This is a genomic window from Streptomyces sp. NBC_01450, assembly GCF_036227505.1.
Lineage (GTDB): Bacteria > Actinomycetota > Actinomycetes > Streptomycetales > Streptomycetaceae > Streptomyces.
In genome coordinates, this window is record NZ_CP109480.1 from 1,823,060 (window position 1) to 1,845,690 (window position 22,631).

Consider the following 22,631-nt stretch of genomic DNA (forward strand, 5'->3'; position numbering starts at 1 on the left):
TCGCATCAGGGCGGGCCGCCGACCGGCGTGGGGCGGGGCTTCGCGGTGCTGAAGTGGGCGGCACGGCGCCTCAGATGGCGGCGGCCGGCGTAGTGGCTGAAAACCGGAGGTGCCGTGGCTGCAGCTCCGTAGAAGAGCCGTTTGCCGATCTCGATGAGGGCCAGGTAGGCGAGGATCATGCCGACCAACGTGGCGAAGAACGCCCCGGGAAGTGGTTGGAAGCCCAGCGTGTGGGCGAGTGGTGTGGCCGGCAGCACTGCGCCGACCATGACGACACCGAGCGCGGCGAGTGTCAGCGGCAGGCTGGGGTGGCTGCGGAAGAACGGGATACGCCGGGTGCGGATGGCGAAGATGACCAGGGTCTGGGTGGCCAGCGATTCGACGAACCAGCCGGAGCGGAACTGGGCGGGCCCCGAGTGGAAGACCCAGAGCATGACGCCGAAGGTGACGAAGTCGAACACCGAGCTGAGCGGTCCGAAGGACATCATGAATCGGCGGATGAAGGCGATGTCCCAGTGCGAGGGCTTCCGCAGCTGCTCCTCGTCCACGTTGTCCGTCGGGATGGCCAGCTGACTGCTGTCGTAGAGAAGGTTGTTCAGCAGGATCTGTGAGGGGAGCATCGGCAGGAAGGACAGGAACAGCGAGGCGCCCGCGGCGGAAGCCATGTTGCCGAAGTTGCTCGAGGTGCCCATCAACACGTACTTGATGGTGTTGGCGAAGATCCTGCGGCCCTCGCCCACACCGTCCGCGAGGACATTGAGGTCTTTCTCCAGCAGGATGACGTCCGCCGCGTCCTTGGCGACATCGGTGGCCGAGTCGACGGAGATGCCCACGTCGGCCGCGTGCAGAGCCAGTGCGTCATTGACTCCGTCGCCCAGGAACGCCACACCGCCGCGGCTGCGCCGTTGCGCGTGCACGATACGTGCCTTGGCCTCGGGACTCACTCGCGCGAAGACGGTGGTCGTCGTGATCGCCTCGGCCAGTTGTGCGTCGTCCAGTGCATCGACCTCGCTACCGGTCATCGCGCCCGCATCGGTGAGCCCCAGGTCATGGCAGACCTTTGCGGCGACTGCGGCGTTGTCGCCGGTGACGACCTTCACCGCGATGCCGAGGCCGGAGAGTCTGCGCAGCGCTGTGGCGGCGTCCGGCTTGGGCGGGTCGAGGAACACCAGCAGCCCGGCCAGGCGCAGCCCCCGCTCGTCCTCGGGCCCGACGCCCTGCGTCGCAGCGGCGACGGGCCGGGTGGCGACAGCGACCACCCGGTTGCCTGCGGCGAACTCCGCCGCCAGGGCGTCATGGACTCCGGATGGGACGTCGACACAGCGGTCCAGGACCGCTTCCGGGGCGCCCTTGGTGGCCAGGCTCGTGTGGCCGTTGCTGTCCCGCACGAGGACCGAGACCATGCGCCGTTCGTGATCGAAGGGCAGCACCGCGACCTGTGTGTACCCGTCCAGCGCGGCCCGCTCGCCGACGGTGGCAGGAGACCTCCACAGGGCCTGGTCCAGCGGGTTCCCGCCGACGTCCTGCGCATCCCTCGCCGCGTTCTCGGTACTGAGCAGTCCCCACCGCACCACAGCGTCGGGGCCCTGGCCGTCGGCCGGAACGGCGCGCATGTACTCGATGCGGCCCATGGTGAGCGTGCCGGTCTTGTCGGTGAACAGGACATCGACGTCGCCCAGGTCCTCGATGCACACCAGCCGCTTGACCAGCACCTTGCGCCAGCTCATCCGGCGCGACCCGGCGGCAAGGCTGGTCGAAACGACAGCGGGCAGCAGTTGCGGGGTGATACCGACCGCGATGGCCAGTGAGAACAGCAGCGCGTCGATGATCGGCTTGTGCAGGGCTACGTTGATCACGAAGATCGAGGTCGTCAATGCACCCGCGACGTAGACCAGTAGCAGAGAGAAGCGCCGCAGGCCGACCTGGAACTCGGTGTCGAGCGGGTGGGTGTCGAGCCCGGCGGCGATCTTGCCGAACTCGGTGTGCGCCCCGGTGGCCACCACCACCCCTCGGGCAGCGCCGGCCCGGACGACCGTACCCATCAGAGCGCACCCGGACAATTCGGCCAACGGGGTCCCGGCCGCGACGGCGGCGAGGTTCTTGTCCACCGGCAGCGACTCGCCGGTCAGCACCGACTCGTCGCACGCCAAACCGGCGGCCTCCACCAGCCGCAGGTCCGCCGGCACGATGTCGCCCAGGCGCAGTTCCACCAGATCACCGGGAACCAGCGCCGTGACATCCACCAACGTGGCCCGGCCGTCGCGCAGCGCCACGGTCTGGTGGTGGATCTGGGAGTGCAATGCTTCGGCCGCCTTCTCGGCCCGGTACTCGTTGACGAAGCCCAGTCCCACGGACGCACTCACGATCAGCCCGATGATCACCGCATCGTTACGCTCCCCGACCAGGAAGGACGCGACAGCGGCCGCCACCAGCAGCAGCCCGAGCAGCGGCGAGCGGAGCTGATGCCACAGCACAGGGAACATCCGGGCACGGTGTGTGGCGACCGCGTTGGGGCCGAACTGTGCCTGGCGTCGCAGGACTTCCTCGCCGCTCAGCCCCTCGGAGGCGACGACGCCGAGTTCACGCATGACGTCGTCCCTCGACAGGGCCGCCGCCGACACCACGCCGGGCGAGAGCACGGGCGGCTGCGCCGGAGCGAAGACGCTCATCCCGCCCCGCCCACGGAGGCGGAGGTACCGGCCCTCGGTGCGGGGCACCGTTCGGTCTCACGATCTCGGCACTGCTGCTCGGTCACGCACATCGCCGCCCTGAGGCTGTCACGCCCGGTGAGGACGCGGGTCCAAAGACCGGGCGCGCTCAGTGGGGTCCAGCATCGCACGCTCATCGCAGTTGACTCCCGGCACGTGATGAACCCGCTCAGCATCGGCGGGCCTGACTGCGCTGCCTCGCAGGGCCGCATCGGTGACGAACTCGCCGCCGGCCGGGGCCTGGAGTACCTCACCCTCGGAGTTCAGGGTTCCGTGAAGATCAGGGCGAGTACTTGGTCCGGTCGGGACTGTCCGACCGCAGGACGGCCAGTCGGCGCCGGTACTCGTCCTCGTCGAGCTCCCCCCGCGCGAACCGTTCGGCCAGCAACTGCTCCGGGGTGGTCCGAGAGGCACGCGTATGCGTATCCGCACTGCCGCGGCTCAGAGCCCGGAAGAGCAGAACGCCGACGGCGATCAGCAGTGCCCAGAAGAGGACCATGCTCAGCGACATGGCGAGCCAGCCCCAGCCGTTCATGTGGTTCGAGTTCCAGTTCCAGTACATGGTGTCAGTTCCTCCCAGGTGGGCTGCGCGGGTCGCCGGACGCAACCCGCCGTCGTCAGTCGTGCGGGACCAGCACGACCGGCCGGTTCACGTGGTGGATCAGCGCATGGGCCACTGGCCCGGTGTGCGAGCCGACCGCGGCACGCCGCCTCCGGTGGCCCACCACCAGCAGTCCGGCTCCGCCCGCGGCGCGTACGAGGACATGAGCCGCGCGGCCCTCGTGGAGGTTCTCGCGGACGACCACATCGGGGTACTTCGCACGCCATGGTTCGAGCAGCTCCGTGAGCTCGTGCTCTGCCTCCTCTCTGATGCGCGTGCGCTCCTCGACGCCGGGGATGGCCCCGGTGAGCGGCACGTGCCAGGCGTGCACGGCGCGCAGCGGCGCCTGCCGGAGTTCGGCAGCGCGGAACGCGAAGTCCAGGACGTCGTCGCAGGGCCCGCCGCTGTCGACGGCGACCGCGACATCCCGGTAGGGCGTACGGGCCAAAGCCGTTCCCGAGTCGTCGGGGAGATGTTCGTCGGCCGTCGTCTCGCCCGCCCGTACGAGCACGACCGGCCGGTCGGCGTGGGCCACGGTGGCCATGGCGACGGACCCCGACATGAACCCGCCGACGCCGCTCATCCCGCGGCTGCCGATGACCAGCAGTTCCGCGTTCTCCGCCTCGGCGAGGAGCGCGGGCCCGGGCTGCCGGCGAATCTGCTCGGCGGCGATGTACAGCTGCGGATAGTGCTCGTTCAGCCGCTCGAGGGCACCGCGCAGGATCCGGCGCGCGTGGTACTGCGGTGCCCGGATCTCTGGCAGGTCCGCGTCGGTGTCGTCGTCGGGCAGGCCCTCCCAGGCGTGCACCAGACGGAGCGGGAGCTCTCGGCGCAGGGCTTCCCTGGCCGCCCAGTCGGCTGCGGCGAGGCTCTCGCTCGAACCGTCCAGACCGGCCACGACTGGCCTCGTCATGGCTGTCGCCTCCTTCGTCTCCCTCCGTGTCCATGAGCGCGTCGCTCAGCACGGTCCAGGAACTCCTACAGATGAGGCACGACGGCCACGGGGCAGCCGACGTGGTGGATCGCGGCGTGGGTGACGGGTCCGGTGCGAGGGCCGACCGGCCGTTCGGCGAGCCGGTGTCCGACGACGAGAAGGCTCGCTCCGGTCGAGGCCCGAACGAGTGTGGTCGAGGCCTTGTCCTCCACCACCGTCTCCAGGACCTCCACGTCGGGGTACTTGTCGCGCCACACCTGGAGCACGGCCTTGAGGAAGCCAAGCCACTCCTCGCCCCGCCAGCGGTCGTTCACCAGGCCGATGTCGCCCGATCCGAGGCCGATCGAGCCGGGCGCGTGCCAGGCGTGCACGGCCCGCAGCCGCGCGTGCCGGAGCCGGGCCGCCTCAAAGGCGAACTCGATGACCTCATCACAGGCGTCGTCCAGGTCGATGGCCAGCACCACGTCCTGGTAACCGGTGTCCGTCGAGGGGCTCGAATCGCCCGTCGGCATGTGCTCGTCCGCCGCCTCCTCGTCCGCCCGTACGAGGACGACGGGACGTGTGGCCTTCGCGACCACACCGAGCGCGACGGAGCCCACGAGGAATCCGGTGAAGCCGCTCAGTCCGCGCGAGCCCAGGACCATCACGTCGGCCTGGTCCGCCGCCTTCAGCAGGGCGGCGACGGCCGGGCCTTCCATCTGCTCGTCGGAGAGGCGGACACCCGGACACTCGGCGCGGACGCGTTCCTCCGCCTGTCGTAGTGAGCGCCGGGCCAGGTGCCGCTGAGCGGCGTTCGCGATCTCGCCCTCCTGCTGGCGGGGGTGCCAGTTCCAGGCGTGCACCAGGTGCAGCGTTCGGTCCCGCCGTTGGGCCTCGCGGGCCGCCCATGTGGCGGCGGCCAGGCTCTCGGCGGATCCGTCCACTCCGGCGACAACGGGTGGCAGCATCTCGGCACCTCCTGCGCTAGGTCTGTCTTCCTGTACCAGCATCACGCCGTGCTCCACGCGGGAGCAGGTGCCGACGGGTCCTCTCCGGGGGCCGTCCGGCCCCTCTCGGCCCCGCCCGCGGTCAGTCCGGCCGGGGGAGACGGCGCGTGTCCCCCGGCGGCACGGTCATCTCCAGCCGACCGTGCTCCAGGCGCAGCCAACCTCCCCAGTGCTCCTGGTAGTGGAGGGAGAACCCGTAGGCCGACAGCTCCGGCGCCGACACGGAACCGAGCCGGAGCCGCGGCGGCGCGGGTCTCCAGTCCGGTCGGTCCGCGCTGGACGAGGTCGGGCGTGCCGGCCATGGCGCCCGGGTGCCGCCCCGGTGGATACCCTCGCCCGTGGTGCAGCCCTGCAGGTCGGCGATGTCGCCGCGCAGGCTTCCTGGCAGTGCGTCCATACCTTCGCCGGCGGGCCCGGACCACGACCCCAGCCGTGAACCAGGCCGCTGTGGGTGGAACCGTGGCCGGCGCCATAGAGGTAGTGGTCGACGATGCGCCGCCAGGAGTCGTCGTCGAGCCGATGGCCCGGCCTGCCGAAGAGATCACGGAGTTCGGCCGATGAGAAGAGGTAGCCGAGCATCAGCACGTCGGCCTGCTTGGACGCTTTGCCGTTCGACGCCCCGGCCCGCCTCGCCCCAGCGGCGCAGCAGTGCGGCATCCCCGCTGCCGAGGACGGCCCCGCGCAGCTGCTGTTCCAGGGAGCCTCTGGGCACCACGACGAGCGGCGCCTGGGAACGCGGCAGCAGCGGGCGCGTGCCTCGCCGACCCGGCCTTCGGCCGGCAGGTGGGACACGTCGTCGAAGTCGGTCCTCACTGGGTGTGGCAGGGCATAGGGACGGGAGCCGAACAGGTCGCGTCCCAGCACGGCGCGCAGCCGCGTCATCTCGGCGCGCAGCGTCGAGGAGGGCACCTCGCGCGTTCCGGGAGATCCACGGCGAGCCGGTACCCGGCCACGCCCCGGCCGGCCAGGGCGAGCGCCAACACGACCTCGCTGTGCCGCGGACTGAGGTAGCGCACCTCGCCGACGTGCTCCAGCAGGGCGCCGTCCCGGCCCAACGCCCACAGGCGGACCTCGGCCTGAGGCGCGTTCTCGCCGCCGCACACCTGCCCGTCCGGTCCGAGGAGAGGCACGGACGGCATACCTGCGAGCCGCGCCCCGGCCGCCACGCGGCGGCGCGCACCGCGGCCAGGGCCGGCGGCGTGGAGATCACAGCGCCGCCAGACAGGTCGACGACACCGAACACACGCCCAGTGGCGGGGTCACGCACCGGGGCGGCGGTGCAGACCAGTCGTGCACGGCGGCGCTGCAGTACTCACCCGCCACGATCTGGACGGGGTTTCCCAACTCCATTGCGGTGCCGTAGGCGTTGGTGCCGGCCTGTCCCTCTGTCCAGACGCTCCCTCGGCGAAGTGCATGCGCTCGGCCCGTCTCATGGCTCCCGGGTCCCCTTCGACCCGGAGCAGGGGTGCCGTCGGCATCGGCGACCGCGAACACATGCCCGTCGTCGGAGTCACCAGAGCCCAACAGTTCGCACAACAGGGGTAGTACGGCAGCGAGGGGGTGGGCGCGGCGACGGACGTTCAGCTCCTCGGCCGCCCAGCGCGGCGGTGGCGGACGGCTGCCGTCGGTACGTACGTCAGACACCCGGCAGCGTCGCCAGGAGTCGGCCACGAGACCCCGCACGTCCCGCTCTTGGTCGGACGAGGTCAGGGACTGCTCGTGGGCGGCGCGCGACGCGGAAACCGACGGGCGCTGGAAGCGTCCATGGCACCTCCTGCGAACCTTCGTGCCGAACCGGTCCCATCACCCTCGTCCGTGCGACGGCGCGGGCCGTAGGAGCCGGACGGCCCCGGCGCCGGGAACTCTCGGCCGCGGCACAGTGACCGCGTTGCCACAGGGCCGGCCTGCGGCTCAGGAGTCAGCGGTTCGGGGCGCCCTGAGTACCTCGGCCACCGGGCGCCGGGGCAGAGGCCGCACGCGCGACGCGTACCCGAGACGGAGGATCATCTGCGGGAACGCGCCGCCGCTGAGCGCCTGCCGGATCCGCGCTCTCAGGAACGGGACTTCCAAGGGCTGAGTGTGGAAGGCCGCCATGACCCCTTGGTCCGCCGCTTCGAGCAGGACCCGCTGGAGGGCCTCACCGGCCCGCAGCCACGCCCTCGGGTCGTCCCGGTCCGTGCTGAGGATCGCCACCTGGCCGGTCCGCGACTGCCAGTGCTGCCGGGGCGTGGGGAAGCTCCGGGCGAGGCCGGCGTAGTCCCGTCCGGCGAAGGACGAGCTGTCCGGGTGCGTCACGTGCACGTCGGCCGGGATCCCGTCGGACCGCGGCTCGACGTGCCGCCAGGTTGACCGGGTCTGCTCGACGGCGCACTCCGGCCGGGCCCTGCGCATGTCCTCGGCGATCCGGACGAGTTCGGCCAGGTGTCGTCCGCCCGCCCGGCCGGTGATGAAGTCCAGCATGGCGCCCTCACCGCGTGCGTTCTCGCGCAGCACGTCGGCCAACGAGGAGGGGAACGGCTCCGCCAGGAGCGGTCCGCGCACCGTGTGGCGGCGTCGCAGGGCCGCGAACAGGCGCTCGTCGTCGGGAACGAGGTGGCGATGGGTACCCCACGTCACCCGGGCGAGGAACGCCGGATCCGCCGGACGCGGGAAGGACTCGACGACGGGGTTGAAGCCGAGGTGGCACATGGCGAGCCGGATGTTGAACAGGGCGGCCCCACAGCTGATCACTGTCTCCCGGCCCTTTGGGTCCGTGTCGGGAAGTCGCCGGGCGGCGTCGGCGTGCACCTCAATGGTCCTGTCCTGGTCAACGGCGACGAAGATCCAGGGCTGGGTGTTGTACAGAGACGGAGCGGTGACGGCGGCGCGGACCACATAGGTGGACGCGCGGCACCGGTCGGCGCGGATGACGGTCATGATCGGGCCCCTCTCTCGGCGTCTGAGGCCATGTTGGTCACCGCCCCGCGGTACGAGCGTGGGCCGTTGGGTCCCGTGAAGGCTCCGAACGGCCCGCCCGGCTCCTCGGGAGCGGTGCGAGCGATGCGGTGTTCGCAGCGGCGAGGGCCGGGGACCACGTCCCCGGCCCTCCGAAGCGTCGCTCGATTCGCGCGTCAGACGTGCACCGACGTGCGGTGCTCCCTGCGGACGACCGGCGGTTGCGGCGTCCGGGGCGGCGTCCTGTGTGCCCGACGACGCAGGAGCCGGACGACGAGGTCGTCGAAAGCCGCGGCAAGGACATACGTCAGACCCGCCGCCAGCACGAGCAGCATCGCGAACCGCTCCCAGAACTCCGGTGTGAGGCTGGTTCCCACTGTCCTCGCCCTCCCTGGTAGGTGTCGTTCTCTTTCTTCCAGCCAACTCCGCGGCAGGCGTGGGCGCATGGGCCGAAGGGGCCGGACAGAGGTCCGGAAGGGCCCTGTGCGCGCCGTGCCCGAGGGACCTGGCCGGTCCGCAAACGGGTACGGAAACCGGCGGTCGAGAAACGGGTTCCCCTGGACCTCGGCCGGACCGGGCACGGTCGGCCTCGGAGTCGTCGTAGCGCGACGGCGCGGGACGATCTCCTTGGGCCGGGCGGCGGACTCGGTCGTCACCGCACGGTTCGGAGCACCCCGGGATCAGGGCTGGTCGGCCCTGGCGGCCATGCCGTCCCCATGATGTGCTGGAGATGACGGGAAGGACCCGACAGAGGCGCGGGGAAGCGGCCGGAGGCGGTCGCGCACCGCGCGATCAGGATCCGCGAGAAGCGGGTGGTGTCCTTCCCGCTCTTTCCCGCCATGGCCCTCCGGCAGTACCGGAGGGCACCCTAGATGACGCGGTGGCGGATCCGGTCGGCACCGGCCGTCCGACATCCCTTTCCCCGCTGAGGTTTCGTGCGCCCACCGGCCCCGGTAGAAGCCCTCCCACGCCGGGTCGCTTCAAGAGCTCCCTCCGGCTCACCTCGTTCCAGCAGTCACCGCCGGTGGCGGTCCCGGTCGTGGTCGGCTCACTGGGACGGATCCCCGTCGGGGCGCTCTCCGACCGGTTCGCGGGCGGGTCATGTTCCCCGTCGTGTCGGCCGCCACGGTCGTACCGGTGCTCTACGTCGGCCTGGTCGGCCACTCCTCGCTCACGGCACTGCTCTGGGTGACTTCCTTCCTCGGCATCGGCGGCACCGCGTTCGCGGTGGGCATACTCTTCGTCAGCGCCTGGTTCCCGCCCGAGCGGCGCGGGCTGGCCATCCACGTCTTCGGCATGAGCGTGGGCGCAGTCCTGTACGCGGTGGCCTTCGGCGATTACGTCGCCTTCTCCGTCTGTCTCCCCACCTATCCGACTACCCGAAGACCGGCTACGGCCTCACGCAGGCCGACGCGGCCACCGTAGGCCGGGGTTCGTGCTGCTCGCCGTGGCCATGCGGCCGGTCGGCGGCCGGCTGTCGAACCGCGTCGGCCCGGTGCGGGTCCTGACCGGAGCGCTGGCCGCGATCGTCGCGAACGCGCTCGTGCAGTCCTTCACGCCGACTCTCACACCAATGGGCACGAGCGTGTTCCTCACCATGGCCGCCGCACTGGGCGCCGGCAGCGGAGCGGCCTTCGCCTTGGTGGCCCTTCTGGCTCCGTCGAGCCGCACCGGCTCGGTCACCGGCGTCGTCGGCGCGGCGGGCGGCCTGGGCGGCGTCCTACCGCCGTTGATCACGAGCTCCCTGTACGGCGCCTACGGCTCGTACGCACTGGGCCTGCTCCCCTTGGCCGTGGTGGCGACGGGGGCCCTGTTCTTCACCGGCACGGGGTGCGCGGGGCCGTGTCCCACCGGACGGTGGTCACCACGCAGCACCGAGTACTCCGCCGGACATCCGGTACGTCGCCTGCGGGTCCGTCATGGCTGGTCACGTAGTTCGCCGCGCCCCTTTGGGGCGTCGGCGAACCCGCACCACCGCCCGTTCCTGCCATCCGGTTGTGGTGTCCTACGGATTCCGCAAGGGCACCCGCCACACCAGCGCGGTGCCGCCACCCTCAGGTTCCCCCAACTCCAGTCGGCCGCCCAGTTGCTCAGCCCGTTCCGCCATGTTGCGCAGCCCGCGGCGGCGGCCGTCGGAGGGGATGCCCACACCGTTGTCGGTGACCGACAACCGCACCTCCCGCCCGTCCGTGGTCAGGACCACCTCGGTCCGGTCCGCACGGGCGTGCCGGGCGATATTGGTGAGGGCCTCGGAGAGCACCGCCATCACGTGGTCGGAGATCTCCTTGGGCACATCGGTGTCGAGCAGGCCTTCCATCCGGACGCTGGGGGCGAAGCCCAGCACCGGTGCCGCCTCCCCGACCACCCGTATGGCGCGAGCCCGCAGACCCGCCTCCCCGGCGCCGTCGCGGGTGCGCAGGCCGAAGATCGTCGACCTGATGATCTTGATGGTCTCGTCGAGGTCGTCCACCGCCCGCACCACGCGTTCGGAGGCTTCCGCGTGCTCGATGAAGCGGCCCGCGCTCTGCAGGGTCATACCCGTGGCGAAGAGCCGCTGGATCGCCAGGTCGTGCAGGTCACGGGCGATACGGTCACGGTCCTCAAGCACGGCGATCTGCTCGGCGTCCTGGCGGCGCTCCGCCAGCTCCATCGCGACGGCAGCCTGCGCGGCGAATGCCTGCAAGGTCTCGGTCTCCGTCATCGTGAACACCGGCCGACCGGCTTCCCGCGCCAGCAGCACCACGCCTCGCACACCCGCCTCGCCCGTGCCGATGGGCACGGCCACGGCGGGGCCGAGTCCACCGAAGCGCGGAGGCTCCAGGGAGATCCGTTCGTCGTGGGTGACGTCCTCGCTGGTGACCGGAACCGCGCCGGAAAACGCCAGTCCCATCAGGCTCGTGTCCATCGGCAGTACGAGCCCCCGGTGCGCCTCGGCGTCCATTCCGACAGCGATCTCCACGGCGAGCGACCTTGTCTCCGCCATGGGCAGCGCCACCGCCGTCAGGGACGACTCGGTGATCTCGCCGGCCCTCTCGGCGATGAGGCCGAGGACCTCGGTTCCCGCACCGCCGGACATCAAGCTGTGGGTGATCTCCGCGTTCGCCTGCAGCCAGCGCTCGCGCAGCCGGGAGTCGGCGTACAGCCGGGCGTTGTCGATCGCGACTCCGGCCGCCACGGCGAGCGTGAGCGTGACCGAGACGTCGTCCTCGTCGAACTGGGCGCCGCCCCGCTTCTCGGTCAGGTACAGGTTTCCGAAGACCTGGTCCCGCACCCTGATCGGGACGCCAAGGAAGGTGTTCATCGGCGGGTGTTGGGGCGGAAAGCCGTACGACGCCGGGTGCGCGGAGATCTTCGCCAGGTGCAGCGGCTCGGGGTGGCGGATCAGCTCTCCCAGGATGCCGTGGCCCTCCGGATACGGTCCGATCCTGGCGATCTGCTCCTCGGTGACCCCGACCGTGTGGAAGGCGGACAGGCTCTTGCCGTCGGGACCGATCACACCGAGCGCCGCGTACTCCGCGTCGACCAGCACCGCGGCGGCCTCCACGATGCTGTACAGCGCCTGCTCCAGGTCCAGTTCCCGCCCGACCGAAAGCACCGCCTCCAGCAGGTTGTGCACGCGGTCGCGGGTGCCGCGGGCCGCGTCCAGGCGCGCCTGGAGCTCCTCCAGCAACTCGTCCAGCCTCAGCTGCGGCAGCCGTACCCGGGCCTCCTCGGGGTTTCCCACCGGTACTCCTCCAGGTCCCCTCGCGGCACGGACCCCCACCAGTCCGGTCGTGTGCCACGGTAGTGCCTGGCCGGAGGGGGCGACAGCCGATCGGGCCGAGTGCCCGGGGTTCCCCGCCTGGGCCGGTCGGCCCAGTGCCGGGGACCGACAGCACCTGCCGTTCCGGTACCGACCGTCCGACGCTGGAGCTGTACCCAGCCCGCAGACCGACGGAGGAGACCGGCGTCATGGTCCGTTACGTGTACGACTTCTCAGAGGGCGGCCGTGACATGGCCGACCTGCTCGGCGGCAAGGGCGCGAACCTGGCCGAGATGACCCGGCTGGGGCTGCCTGTCCCGCCGGGTTTCACCGTGACCACCGAGGCCTGCCGCGCCTTCCTCGCCACCGGCTCCGAGCCGGCCGACCTGGACCGCGAGATCACCGAGCACCTGAGCGCCCTGGAGCGGACCGCCGGACGGCGGCTGGGCCTGCCCGACGACCCGCTGCTGCTGTCCGTCCGCTCCGGGGCACGGTTCTCCATGCCCGGCATGATGGAGACCATCCTCGACGTCGGCCTCAACGACGCTTCCGTCCTCGGCCTGGCGAAGGTCTCCGGTAACGAACGCTTCGCCTGGGACTCCTACCGCCGTCTCGTGCAGATGTTCGGCAGCACCGTCATGGGCGTCGACGGCTCCCTCTTCGAGAACGCCATGTCCGAACTCAAGCGCATCCGGGGCGCGGCGAACGACCTGGGCCTGAACGCGGCAGACCTGGCCGGGCTCGTCGAGACGTACAAGGACCTGATCCACCGGGAGAGCGGCGAGTACTTCCCGCAGTCCCCGGACGTGCAGCTGCGCCGGGCGGTCCTCGCCGTCTTCGAGTCCTGGAAGGGCGAGCGCGCCCGGCTGTACCGCCGCCGCGAGCACATCTCCGACGACCTGGGCACCGCGGTCACCGTGCAGACCATGGTCTTCGGCAACCTCGGCCCCGACTCCGGCAGCGGCGTCGCCTTCACCCGCGACCCGGCCACGGGACGGCCCGGCCTGTATGGCGACTACCTGGCCGACGCGCAGGGCGAGGATGTCGTCGCCGGCATCCGCAACACGGTCCCGCTGACCGCCCTGGAAGAGCTGGACCCGGACTCGTACGCACAACTGCGCAGCCACCTGCGGGCGTTGGAGAACCACTACCGGGATCTGTGCGACATCGAGTTCACCATCGAGCGCGGCCGACTGTGGATGCTGCAGACCCGGGTGGGCAAGCGCACCGCCGAGGCTGCCTTCGCCATCGCCGCAGAGCTGGCAGACGAGGACCTGATCACCCCCGACGAGGGCCTGGCCCGCGTCAGCGGGGACGGCCTCGCCCGGCTGATGTTCCCCCGGTTCGACACCTCTGCCGTCGGCGAGGCGCTCGCGTACGGCCTCCCGGCCTCCCCGGGCGCGGCCGTGGGTGCCGCGGTGTTCGACTCGGCCGAAGCCGTCCGCCGGGCTGCCACGGGTCAGAAAGTCGTCCTCGTCCGTCAGGAGACCACCCCCGACGACCTGCCGGGCATGATCGCCGCACAGGCGGTGCTGACCAGCCGCGGCGGCAAGACCAGCCACGCGGCCGTGGTCGCCCGTGGCATGGGCACGGTGTGCGTGTGCGGCGCCGAGGCAATCGGCGTGGACACCGCAGCGCGTCGCTTCACCGTGGGTGACACGGTCGTCGAGGAAGGCACGGTCGTCTCCGTCGACGGCTCCGAGGGCGCCGTGTACCTGGGCGCCGCTCCGCTGGTCGACTCCGCGGTGATGCGGTACTTCGAGACGGGCGAACGCTCGGCCGGGCTCGTCGAGGCTGTGGCCGGCGCCATGGAGAAGGCAGACAGTGTCCGGCGGCTGGAGGTGCGGGCCAACGCCGACACCCCCGAGGACGCCGCACGGGCCCGGCGGTTCGGCGCGCAGGGTGTCGGGCTGTGCCGCACCGAGCACATGTTCCTCGGCGAACGCCGCAAGCTCGTCGAGGCGATGATCCTGGCCCGCGACGAGACCAAGCGCGAGGACACGCTGAGCGCGCTCCTGCCGCTCCAGCGGCAGGACTTCATCGGCATCCTGGAGGCGATGGACGGCCTGCCGGTCACCATCCGGCTCATCGACCCGCCCCTGCACGAGTTCCTGCCCGACCGTACCGACCTCGCCGTCCGCGTCGCCACCGCCAAGGCCCAGGGTGCCGTGCCCGACCCTCACGACACCGAGTTGCTCGACGCGGTCAGCCGCATGCACGAGGAAAACCCGATGCTCGGCCTGCGCGGTGTCCGCCTGGGTCTGGTCGTGCCGGGGCTGGTCGCCATGCAGGTGCGGGCGATCGCCGAAGCGGTCGTGGAACGCACGAGGGCCGGGGGCTCCCCCGTGGCGGAGATCATGGTGCCGCTGGTGGGCGCCGTCGAGGAGCTCCGCATCGAACGCGAGGAGGTGGAACGCGTCCTGGCCGAGGTCTCCGAAGCGTCCGGCGTCCCCGTGCACTGCCCGGTCGGCACCATGATCGAGCTGCCCCGCGCCGCGCTCACCGCCGGCCGGATCGCCGAGGAAGCCGAGTTCTTCTCCTTCGGCACCAACGACCTCACCCAGACCACCTGGGGCTTCTCCCGCGACGACGTCGAGGCGGCGTTCTTCTCCGCCTACCTCGACAAGGGCATCTTCGCCACCTCCCCCTTCGAGACGCTCGACCGCATGGGCGTGGGCCGTCTGGTCCACATCGCGGTCGCCGAAGGCCGGGCCGCCCGGCCCGACCTGAAGATCGGCGTCTGCGGGGAGCACGGCGGGGACCCGGACTCCGTCCATTTCTTCCACGCCGCAGGGCTGGACTACGTCTCCTGCTCGCCGTTCCGCGTCCCGGTCGCACGCCTGGAGGCCGGACGGGCCGCGCTCCCCGAGACGGGGACGAGCGACAGCAGGTGACAGAGCCGGGCTCGACATGAGGAAGGAAGTGAGTGAGATGGCCCGCATCGTCGGTGAGGTGATGACCCACGATGTCGTGGAGGCGCACCGGGACACGCCGTTCAAGGACGTGGTCCGGCTGCTGGAGCAGCATCGGATCAGCGGACTGCCCGTCGTGGATCACGACGACAAGGTCGTCGGCGTGATCTCCGAGACCGATCTGATCCACCGCCAGGCGGCCTGGTCGGCGGACGGCCGGGCACGGCGGTTCAGGATGCGCCCGCTGGGCCGCTCTCCCCGTCGGACCGACGCCGTCGCCCGCGCCGCCAATGCGGCGGAGCTGATGTCGACGCCCGCGATCACCGTGCATCCGGAACAGCGCATTGCGGACGTCGCGCGCGTGATGGAGCGTCACGGCGTCGAGCGTCTCCCGGTCGTGGACGAGGAGGACCGGCTGATCGGCATCGCCACCCGGCGCGACCTGCTGCGGGTCTTCCTACGCACGGACGACGAGCTCCGCCAGGAGGTCCACGACGAGGTGGTGACCGGCGCCCTGGGCCTGCCGGCCCACCACGTGGTCGTCTCGGTCCACGACGGCATGGTCACGCTGGAAGGGGCCCTGGAGCACCGGAGCGACATTCCACTCGCGATCCGGCTGACGTACCGGGTGGAAGGAGTGATCGGCGTCGTCAACAGCCTGACCTTCGGCGCCGCCGACGACCGCCCGTCCGAGAACCAACCGGCCCCCGTTCTCCGGCACGACCGGCCGTGCCGGAGCGGGCCACCCGGCCCGGCGGCTGCGGGGCCGGGTGGCCCCGCAAAGGGACCAACGGGGCCTGGGGACGAGAGGCGCTGACGAGAGACGCTGCTGGTGAGAGCGGCGCCGACCTCCCTCGCGGCACCGCTCTCCCCCGCGCGTTCTCTCCCCGCGCTGCCGCCCCTGCGACGGCGCCCCTTCGATGACGGAGGCCCGCCCCCATGACCCGCCACGACGATCCGAACGCGACCACCGGGCCCGCCGACCCCGCCGCCGCGCCGTCCGACATCACCATCGCGGTGGACCGGCTGGTGACAAGCGGGCTCAAGGCACTCTTCGACTATGAGGCGCTCGATCAAGAGCAGGTCGACCACATCGTGAAGAAGGCGTCGGTCGCCGCCCTGGACCAACACACCGCTCTCGCGCGGCTCGCGGTGGACGAGACCGGGCGCGGCGTCTTCGAGGACAAAGCCGCGAAGAACTTGTTCGCCTGCGAGCACGTCACGCACAGCATGGGCCCGATGAAGACGGTCGATGTCATCGCCCGCGACGACATCGAGGACATGATCGAGGTGGCCGAGCCCGTAGGCGTGGTGTGCGCGATCACGCCCGTAACCAACCCGACCTCCACCACGATCTTCAAGGCGCTGATGGCGCTGAAGACACGCAACCCGATCGTGTTCGCCTTCCACCCCTCCGCTCAGCGCTGCAGCGCGCGGGCGGCCCGCATCGTGCGCGACGCGGCGGTCGCAGCGGGTGCGCCCGAGCACTGCGTGCAGTGGATCGAGAGCCCGTCCCTGGAGGCGACTGGCGCCTTGATGCGACACCCTGGTATCTCGCTGATCCTCGCCACCGGCGGCAACGCCATGGTCAAGGCCGCCTATTCGGCGGGCAAGCCCGCTCTGGGAGTAGGCGCCGGAAACGTCCCCGCCTATGTCCACAGGAGCGCCAAGCTGCGTCGGGCCGTCAACGACCTGGTGCTGTCCAAGTCGTTCGACAACGGCATGATCTGCGCCTCCGAGCAGGCCGTCATCCTGGACGAGGCGATCTATGACGCGGCCCTCGCCGAATTCCACACCCTGCACGCCCACTTGGCCACCGCGGAGGAGAAGGCGAAGCTGGAGACGTTCCTGTTCCCCGTGGGCGCGGCCGGTGCGGGCTGCGAGCCGAAGGTCAACTCCGCGGCCGTGGGGCAGAGTCCGGCCTGGATCGCCGAGCAGGCCGGATTCTCCGTGCCTGACGACACGTCGCTCATCCTGGTCGAGGCCGACCGGGTCGGCGCGGACGAACCGCTCACCCGGGAAAAGCTCTGCCCGGTCCTCGCCGTGCTCCGCGCCGGCTCCGAACAGCAAGGCTTCGACCTGGCCGCCGACATGGTGGCCTTCCACGGGCAGGGACACAGCGCCGTCATCCACACCGAGGACCCCGCACTGGCCGAGGCGTACGGAAGGCGCATGAAGACCGTGCGGATCATCGTCAACGCCCCGTCCTCGCAGGGCGCGATCGGCGGCATGTACAACAGCCTGCTGCCGTCCCTGACCCTGGGCTGCGGCTCGTGGGGCAGCACCTCGGTGTCGAACAACGTCTCCGCCGCGCAGCTGCTGAACGTCAAGCGCGTCTCGACCCGCCGCAACAACCTCCAGTGGTTCAAGGTCCCGCCGAAGATCTACTTCGAGCCGCAGGCCATCCGCTACCTCGCCTCGATGCCGGACGTCCACCGCGTCACCGTCGTCACCGACGCGACGATGACCCGCCTGGGCCTCGTCGACCGCGTCGAGCGTGTGCTGCGGCGACGCCGCGAGCCGGTCACCATCCAGGTCATCGACAACGTCGAGCCCGAGCCCAGCATCGACTCCGTCCGGCGCGGCGCCCGGCTGATGGGCGACTTCCGCCCGGACACCATCATCGCGCTCGGCGGCGGCTCTCCCATGGACGCGGCCAAGGTGATGTGGCTGCTGTACGAGCAGCAGGCCGAGGGCGAGGACGTCGACTTCGCCGACATGCGGCACAAGTTCTCCGACATCCGCAAACGCGCCTTCCGCTTCCCGACGCTCGGCAGGCTCGCCCGCCTGGTGTGCATCCCCACCACCTCCGGCACCGGCGCCGAGGTGACCCCGTTCGCCGTCATCTCCGACCCCGCCACGGGCAAAAAGTACCCGCTGGCCGACTACGCGCTCACCCCCAGCGTGGCGATCGTCGACCCGCTGCTCACCACCGAGCTGCCCCGGGCGCTGGCCGCCGACAGCGGCTTCGACGCCCTCACGCACGCCATCGAGGCGTACGTGTCGGTCTACGCCAACGACTTCACCGACGGCCTCGCCCTGCACGCGATCAGGATGGTCTTCGACAACATCGAGGCAGCCGTGAACGACCGCGCGGGCCGGCCGGAAGCCCGGGAGAAGATGCACAACGCGGGCACCATCGCGGGCATGGCCTTCGGCAACGCCTTCCTCGGCATCGTCCACGCCATGTCCCACACCCTCGGCGCCACCTTCCACCTCGCGCACGGCCGCACCAACGCCGTTCTGCTTCCGCACGTCATCCGCTACAACGGCACCGTCCCCACGAAGCTCACCGGCTGGCCCAAGTACGAGGACTACCGCGCCCCCGAACGCTTCCAGGACATCGCCCGCACCCTCGGCCTGCCCGCCACCACCCCGGCCGAGGGCGTCAAGTCGCTCGCCTCAGGCGGGGAACGCCTCCGCGACGCCGTGGGCATCGAGGCGACGTTCCAGTCTCTCGGCGTCGACGAGCGGTCCTTCCTGGACACACTGCCCCAGCAGGCCCTCAACGCCTACGAGGACCAGTGCGCCCCCGCCAACCCTCGAATGCCCATGCTCGAGGACATGCAGGAACTCATGCGTACGGCCTACTACGGCCGTGAGCAGGGCCCTCCGGACGACGAGCGGGCAGAACGACCGTAGCGTGCGCATCGCGGCCGCCGCTCCGATGAACCGACCAGGCCCGGCGTGTTCAAGCGACCGTGCGGGCGGGCCTCGTGGCGGGGGCCGAGGAGGCAGCGCCACAGCGCCATCCGACCCCGGCCACACAGACCCGGTGGGGCCGATGCGCCCGAGGTGATGGGCCCTTCGGCCCCTCTTCACCCACTGCCGCCAAGCGCCGCCGAAACGCGCTCCGAGTGCCTGCTGCACAGAAGACCGCCGCCCCGACGCGATGCGGCTCCTTTCCCCTTCATCCGCCCTTTCCGGGAGGTTCCATGCTGTCCACAGAATCCGCCGCTCTCGTACGGGCCACCCTGCCCACCGTGGCTGGGGCGCTCGACGAGATCACCACCCGCTTCTACGACACGATGTTCCACGACCGGCCCGAACTGCTCGACGGGATGTTCAACCGCGGCAACCAGGCCAGCGGCGCCCAGCGCCGCGCCCTGGCCGGCTCGATCGCCGCCTTCGCAACTGCCCTGCTCGACAATCCGGACACCCGCCCGGACACACTGCTGGCCCGGATCGCGCACAAGCACACGGCCGTCGGCGTCACCGAGGACCAGTACACGATCGTGCACAAATACCTGTTCGGCGCGATGGCCGAGGTCCTCGGCGACGCGGTCACACCCGAGGTGGCGGCCGCCTGGGACGAGGTCTACTGGCTGATGGCCGGCGCCCTGATCAGCCAGGAAGCCCGCCTCTACCAGGCCGCCGGGGTGCAGCCCGGCAAGATCTGGCGGCAGTGGACGGTCGTCGAACGCCGCACCGAGACCGCGGACGTCGTGTCCTTCCTGCTCCGCCCGGCGGACGGCGAGCCGGCGCCGCGGGCTCGGGCGGGACAGTACGTGAGCGTACGCGTGCGCATGACCGACGGAATCCACCAGTTGCGTCAGTACAGCCTGTCCTCGGACCCGGACGGAGAACTGCGGCGGATCACCGTGAAGCGTGTCACGGGTGACGCCGGCGGGCCGGACGGCGAGGTCTCCAACCTGCTGCACGACCACATCCGTGAGGGGGACGTGCTGACGCTGTCCACGCCGTTCGGCGACGTCTTCCTCGACGAGCCGGCCGACGCCACCACCCCACTCGTCCTGGTCTCCGCGGGAATCGGCTGCACTCCCATGACCGGCATCCTGGCACACCTCGCCGCTCACGGCTCGGCCCGCCCGGTACTGGTCCTGCACGCCGATCACTCCCCCGCCGACCACGCCCTGCACGCCGAGACACGTGACCTCCTCGGCCAACTGCCGGGATCCCGCGCCCTCTTCTGGTACGAGCGATCCGGACCGGGAGAAACCGATGCCCGCATCGGCCTGATGGACCTGAGAGAGACCCAACTCCCCGACGACGCGACGGTGTTCCTGTGCGGCCCGCTCCCCTTCATGCGCGAGGTACGCGGACAACTGCTGGGCGCCGGGGTTCCCGCACGGCGCATCCGCTACGAGGTCTTCGGGCCTGACCTGTGGCTGCCCGGCACCGCGGCCTGAACCGCACCGAACGTTCTGATGTCCCCAAGGAGGAACCCCGCATGACCACAGACAACACCCAGGCGACGCCCATGATTCGGGTGCGCTCCGATGGCGCCGTGGACGAGGAGACCCTGGCGTACGCCCGTACGAAGATCGACGCCGTCGTGAGCAGGCCGGGCCTGCCCGCCGTCACCGGCGAGGTGCGCATCGTGCGGGCAGCCACCCACCACGCCGACCGCCCGTGGTCGGCCACGGCCGACCTGTATGTCGGCGGTCACCAGGTGGTCGCCGTGGCCGAGGACGCTTCGGGTACGGAGGTCGTCGACCGGCTCCAGGACCGGCTGCGCCGCCAGACCGACAAGGCCGCCCAGGCCTGGGAGAACGGCCACCGGACGACGGCCCCGCCGTGGCGCGGCGGAAGCCGACAGTCGCGTCCCGCCACGGAGTCCGGCAGCGCGGAGGAGGACTCCCGCACGGCATGAATCCGCGGTGAGGACAAGCCCGGTCAGTGACGGTCCACCGACCTGGCCGCCGTCCTGTCCTCCGCCCGTGGGCGGACACCGCCGAATCCCACTTCGAGGGCCGTCCGGACCAAATGAGGTGACCAACGGCCCACTGCGGAAGCCCTGTCCGAGGGAGACCGTGGGACGAGTGGTTCCCGACCGACCTGTGAGGACGAGGAGTTGTGTGATGGCCAAGGCATATCTGGTGGGCAGCGGGATCGCGGCACTGGCCGCTGCCACGTTCCTGATCCGCGACGGCGGATTCCAGGGATCCGACATCCACCTCTTCGAGGAACAGCGGACCATCGGCGGCAGCCTGGACGCGGCCGGCACGCCGGACACCGGCTACACCATGCGCGGTGGGCGGATGTTCGAGGCCGAGTTCCGCTGCACGTACGACCTGCTGTCCGGCATCCCCACCCTCGACGATCCCTCCGTCTCCGTGACCGAGGAGATCCTGGCCGGACACGAGGAGTTCGCCTGGGACGACATCGCCCGTCTCGTCGACGGGGACGGCAAGATCCTCGACACCACCTCGATGGGATTCTCCGAGCGCGACCGGCTGGAGCTGGTCCGCTGCCTGGCCACCCCCGAGGGGCGCCTGGACGGCAGGCGGATCACCGACTGCTTCGGCGAACACTTCTTCACCACCAACTTCTGGTTCATGTGGTGCACCACGTTCGCCTTCCAGCCCTGGCACAGCGCGATCGAGTTCCGCCGCTACCTGAGGCGCTTCATCCACCTCTTCCCCGAGTTCGCCACGATGTCGGGCATCCACCGGACCCGCTACCACCAGTACGACTCCATCGTGCGGCCGCTGACGACCTGGCTCCGCGAGCGCGGTGTCACCGTCCACACCGGCTACCGTGTCATCGACCTCGGGTTCACCCCGGGAGTCGAGAGTGGCACGGTCGAGATTCTCTACCTGAGCCGGGACGGCCACGACGAGAAGATCGCCGTCGCGCCCGAGGACCTCGTCCTCGTCACCAACGGGTCCATGACCGATGCCTCCAGCCTCGGCTCGCACACCTCCGCGCCCCCGTCGGCTCCGCATCGCTCGGACGCCTGGCTGCTGTGGCACCGGCTGGCCCGCGGACGCGACGACTTCGGCGACCCGGCCGTCTTCGACAAGGACGTGAAGGCGTCCCGCTGGGAGTCGTTCACGGTCACCGCGAAGGACCCCGCCTTTCTGAAGGCTCTCGAGGAGTTCAGCGGCCGTCCGGCCGGCAAGGGCGGCCTGATGACCTTCACCGACTCCAACTGGCTGCTCACCATCGTCGCCAACCGACAGCCCGTCTACCGGGACCAGCCCGAGGACGTCTCCGTCTGGTGGGGCTACGGCCTGTTCCCCGGCCGTGCGGGCAACCACACGCCCAAGCCGATGACCATGTGCTCCGGCCGTGAGATCCTCGAAGAGGTCCTGCACCACCTCCCGTTCGACGAGCAGACAGCGGCCCGAGTCCTGGACACCTCCACCGTCGTGCCCTGTGTGATGCCGTACATCACCAGCCAGTTCCTGGTTCGTCGCCGCACCGACCGGCCCCAGGTGGTACCCGAGGCATCGGTGAACCTCGCCTTCATCGGGCAGTTCGCCGAGGTGCCCGACGATGTCGTCTTCACCGTCGAGTACTCCGTGCGAACCGCCTGGACGGCGGTGGCGCAGCTCCTGAACCTGGACAAGCGCCCCCCGGAGGTCTACAAGGGCCACCACGACCCCCACGTACTGACCGCCGCGCTGGAGACCATGCACCGCCGGTAACTCAAGGCGTGATCACCGATGCGCTCCCGTCCGCGAGCGGGGAAGGGAGCCGCCGAGTCCGCTGGGGACTCCAGGGCGGCCGGACACAGCCTCACCGTCCCGTGCCGTCCGAACGGCCGCTGCCCCACGAGCACGCCGAGGAGCACCAGCTCTACCCCGCGCTCGCGCCCGCCCTGGGCGGGCCGGAGGCGACAGCCACCATGAGCCGTGCCCACACCGAGATCGAACGCCTCTCCCGCCGCATCGCCATCCACCTGCGGCTGGCTCACGCCGAAGGCGGCTTGTCCCCCGGCCGGCTCGACGACCTGCGTTCCTGTCTGTACGGACTGCACACCGTCCTGCGTCTTCACTTCACACAGGAGGAGGAAAACCACTTCCCGCTGGCCCAGTAAAGACACCGCAGCCCACAGCCTCCCGCCG

At 70.8% G+C, this 22,631-nt stretch carries 14 protein-coding genes and 3 pseudogenes; 8 read left to right on the forward strand and 9 right to left on the reverse strand.

What is annotated here, in order from left to right; translation table 11 throughout:
* Positions 1-5 precede the first annotated feature (5 nt).
* From mgtA to OG568_RS08345, 8 genes and pseudogenes are all read right to left on the reverse strand, one after another.
* Positions 6-2,669, reverse strand: coding sequence for a magnesium-translocating P-type ATPase (mgtA, locus tag OG568_RS08310; protein WP_329530915.1), 2,664 nt, complete (start codon positions 2,667-2,669; stop codon positions 6-8).
* A 319-nt stretch (positions 2,670-2,988) separates the two neighbouring features.
* Positions 2,989-3,270: an SHOCT domain-containing protein gene (locus tag OG568_RS08315; protein WP_329530916.1), complete on the reverse strand. Its 282-nt coding sequence runs from the start codon at positions 3,268-3,270 to the stop codon at positions 2,989-2,991.
* A 55-nt stretch (positions 3,271-3,325) separates the two neighbouring features.
* Entirely contained in the window at positions 3,326-4,222 is an 897-nt protein-coding gene (locus tag OG568_RS08320; protein ID WP_329530917.1) for a universal stress protein, read from the reverse strand.
* 65 nt (positions 4,223-4,287) lie between these two features.
* Positions 4,288-5,190 carry a universal stress protein gene (locus OG568_RS08325; protein ID WP_329530918.1) on the reverse strand — a complete coding sequence of 301 codons (903 nt, stop codon included), beginning with the start codon at positions 5,188-5,190 and terminating at the stop codon, positions 4,288-4,290.
* Between the two features lie 121 nt (positions 5,191-5,311).
* A pseudogene (locus tag OG568_RS08330) lies at positions 5,312-5,835 on the reverse strand (glycoside hydrolase family 65 protein); the annotation flags it as partial.
* Between the two features lie 272 nt (positions 5,836-6,107).
* Complete coding sequence (locus OG568_RS08335) at positions 6,108-6,359, reverse strand: hypothetical protein (protein WP_329530919.1); 252 nt, start codon at positions 6,357-6,359, stop codon at positions 6,108-6,110.
* Between the two features lie 781 nt (positions 6,360-7,140).
* Positions 7,141-8,145: an Acg family FMN-binding oxidoreductase gene (locus OG568_RS08340; RefSeq protein WP_329530920.1), complete on the reverse strand. Its 1,005-nt coding sequence runs from the start codon at positions 8,143-8,145 to the stop codon at positions 7,141-7,143.
* Between the two features lie 194 nt (positions 8,146-8,339).
* The gene (locus tag OG568_RS08345; protein WP_329530921.1) at positions 8,340-8,540 is read right to left on the reverse strand and encodes a hypothetical protein; all 201 of its coding nucleotides are present in this window, start codon (positions 8,538-8,540) and stop codon (positions 8,340-8,342) included.
* Positions 8,541-9,088: 548 nt separating this feature from the next.
* On the opposite strand from OG568_RS08345, the pseudogene OG568_RS61345 reads away from it, so the two are divergent.
* Positions 9,089-10,098, forward strand: a pseudogene (locus tag OG568_RS61345) (MFS transporter).
* Between the two features lie 70 nt (positions 10,099-10,168).
* Here the strand turns inward: OG568_RS61345 and OG568_RS08355 are convergent.
* Complete coding sequence (locus OG568_RS08355) at positions 10,169-11,887, reverse strand: GAF domain-containing sensor histidine kinase (RefSeq protein ID WP_329530922.1); 1,719 nt, start codon at positions 11,885-11,887, stop codon at positions 10,169-10,171.
* 227 nt (positions 11,888-12,114) lie between these two features.
* On the opposite strand from OG568_RS08355, the gene ppdK reads away from it, so the two are divergent.
* The 7 genes and pseudogenes from ppdK to OG568_RS08390 all read left to right on the forward strand — a co-directional run.
* On the forward strand, positions 12,115-14,799 hold the full coding sequence (gene ppdK, locus OG568_RS08360) for a pyruvate, phosphate dikinase (RefSeq protein ID WP_329530923.1): 2,685 nt from the start codon (positions 12,115-12,117) through the stop codon (positions 14,797-14,799).
* A 37-nt stretch (positions 14,800-14,836) separates the two neighbouring features.
* A complete protein-coding gene (locus OG568_RS08365; RefSeq protein ID WP_329530924.1) occupies positions 14,837-15,634 on the forward strand; it encodes a CBS domain-containing protein in 798 nt (265 codons plus the stop codon).
* A gap of 122 nt (positions 15,635-15,756) precedes the next feature.
* Positions 15,757-18,459, forward strand: a complete 2,703-nt coding sequence (gene adhE, locus OG568_RS08370) for a bifunctional acetaldehyde-CoA/alcohol dehydrogenase (protein WP_329530925.1) — start codon at positions 15,757-15,759, stop codon at positions 18,457-18,459.
* A 293-nt stretch (positions 18,460-18,752) separates the two neighbouring features.
* Complete coding sequence (locus OG568_RS08375; protein WP_329530926.1) at positions 18,753-19,967, forward strand: globin domain-containing protein; 1,215 nt, start codon at positions 18,753-18,755, stop codon at positions 19,965-19,967.
* A 41-nt stretch (positions 19,968-20,008) separates the two neighbouring features.
* Entirely contained in the window at positions 20,009-20,431 is a 423-nt protein-coding gene (locus OG568_RS08380; protein ID WP_329530927.1) for a hypothetical protein, read from the forward strand.
* Positions 20,432-20,618: 187 nt separating this feature from the next.
* On the forward strand, positions 20,619-22,211 hold the full coding sequence (locus tag OG568_RS08385; RefSeq protein ID WP_329530928.1) for an oleate hydratase: 1,593 nt from the start codon (positions 20,619-20,621) through the stop codon (positions 22,209-22,211).
* A 107-nt stretch (positions 22,212-22,318) separates the two neighbouring features.
* A pseudogene (locus tag OG568_RS08390) lies at positions 22,319-22,603 on the forward strand (hemerythrin domain-containing protein); the annotation flags it as partial.
* Between the last annotated feature and the right edge of the window lie 28 nt (positions 22,604-22,631).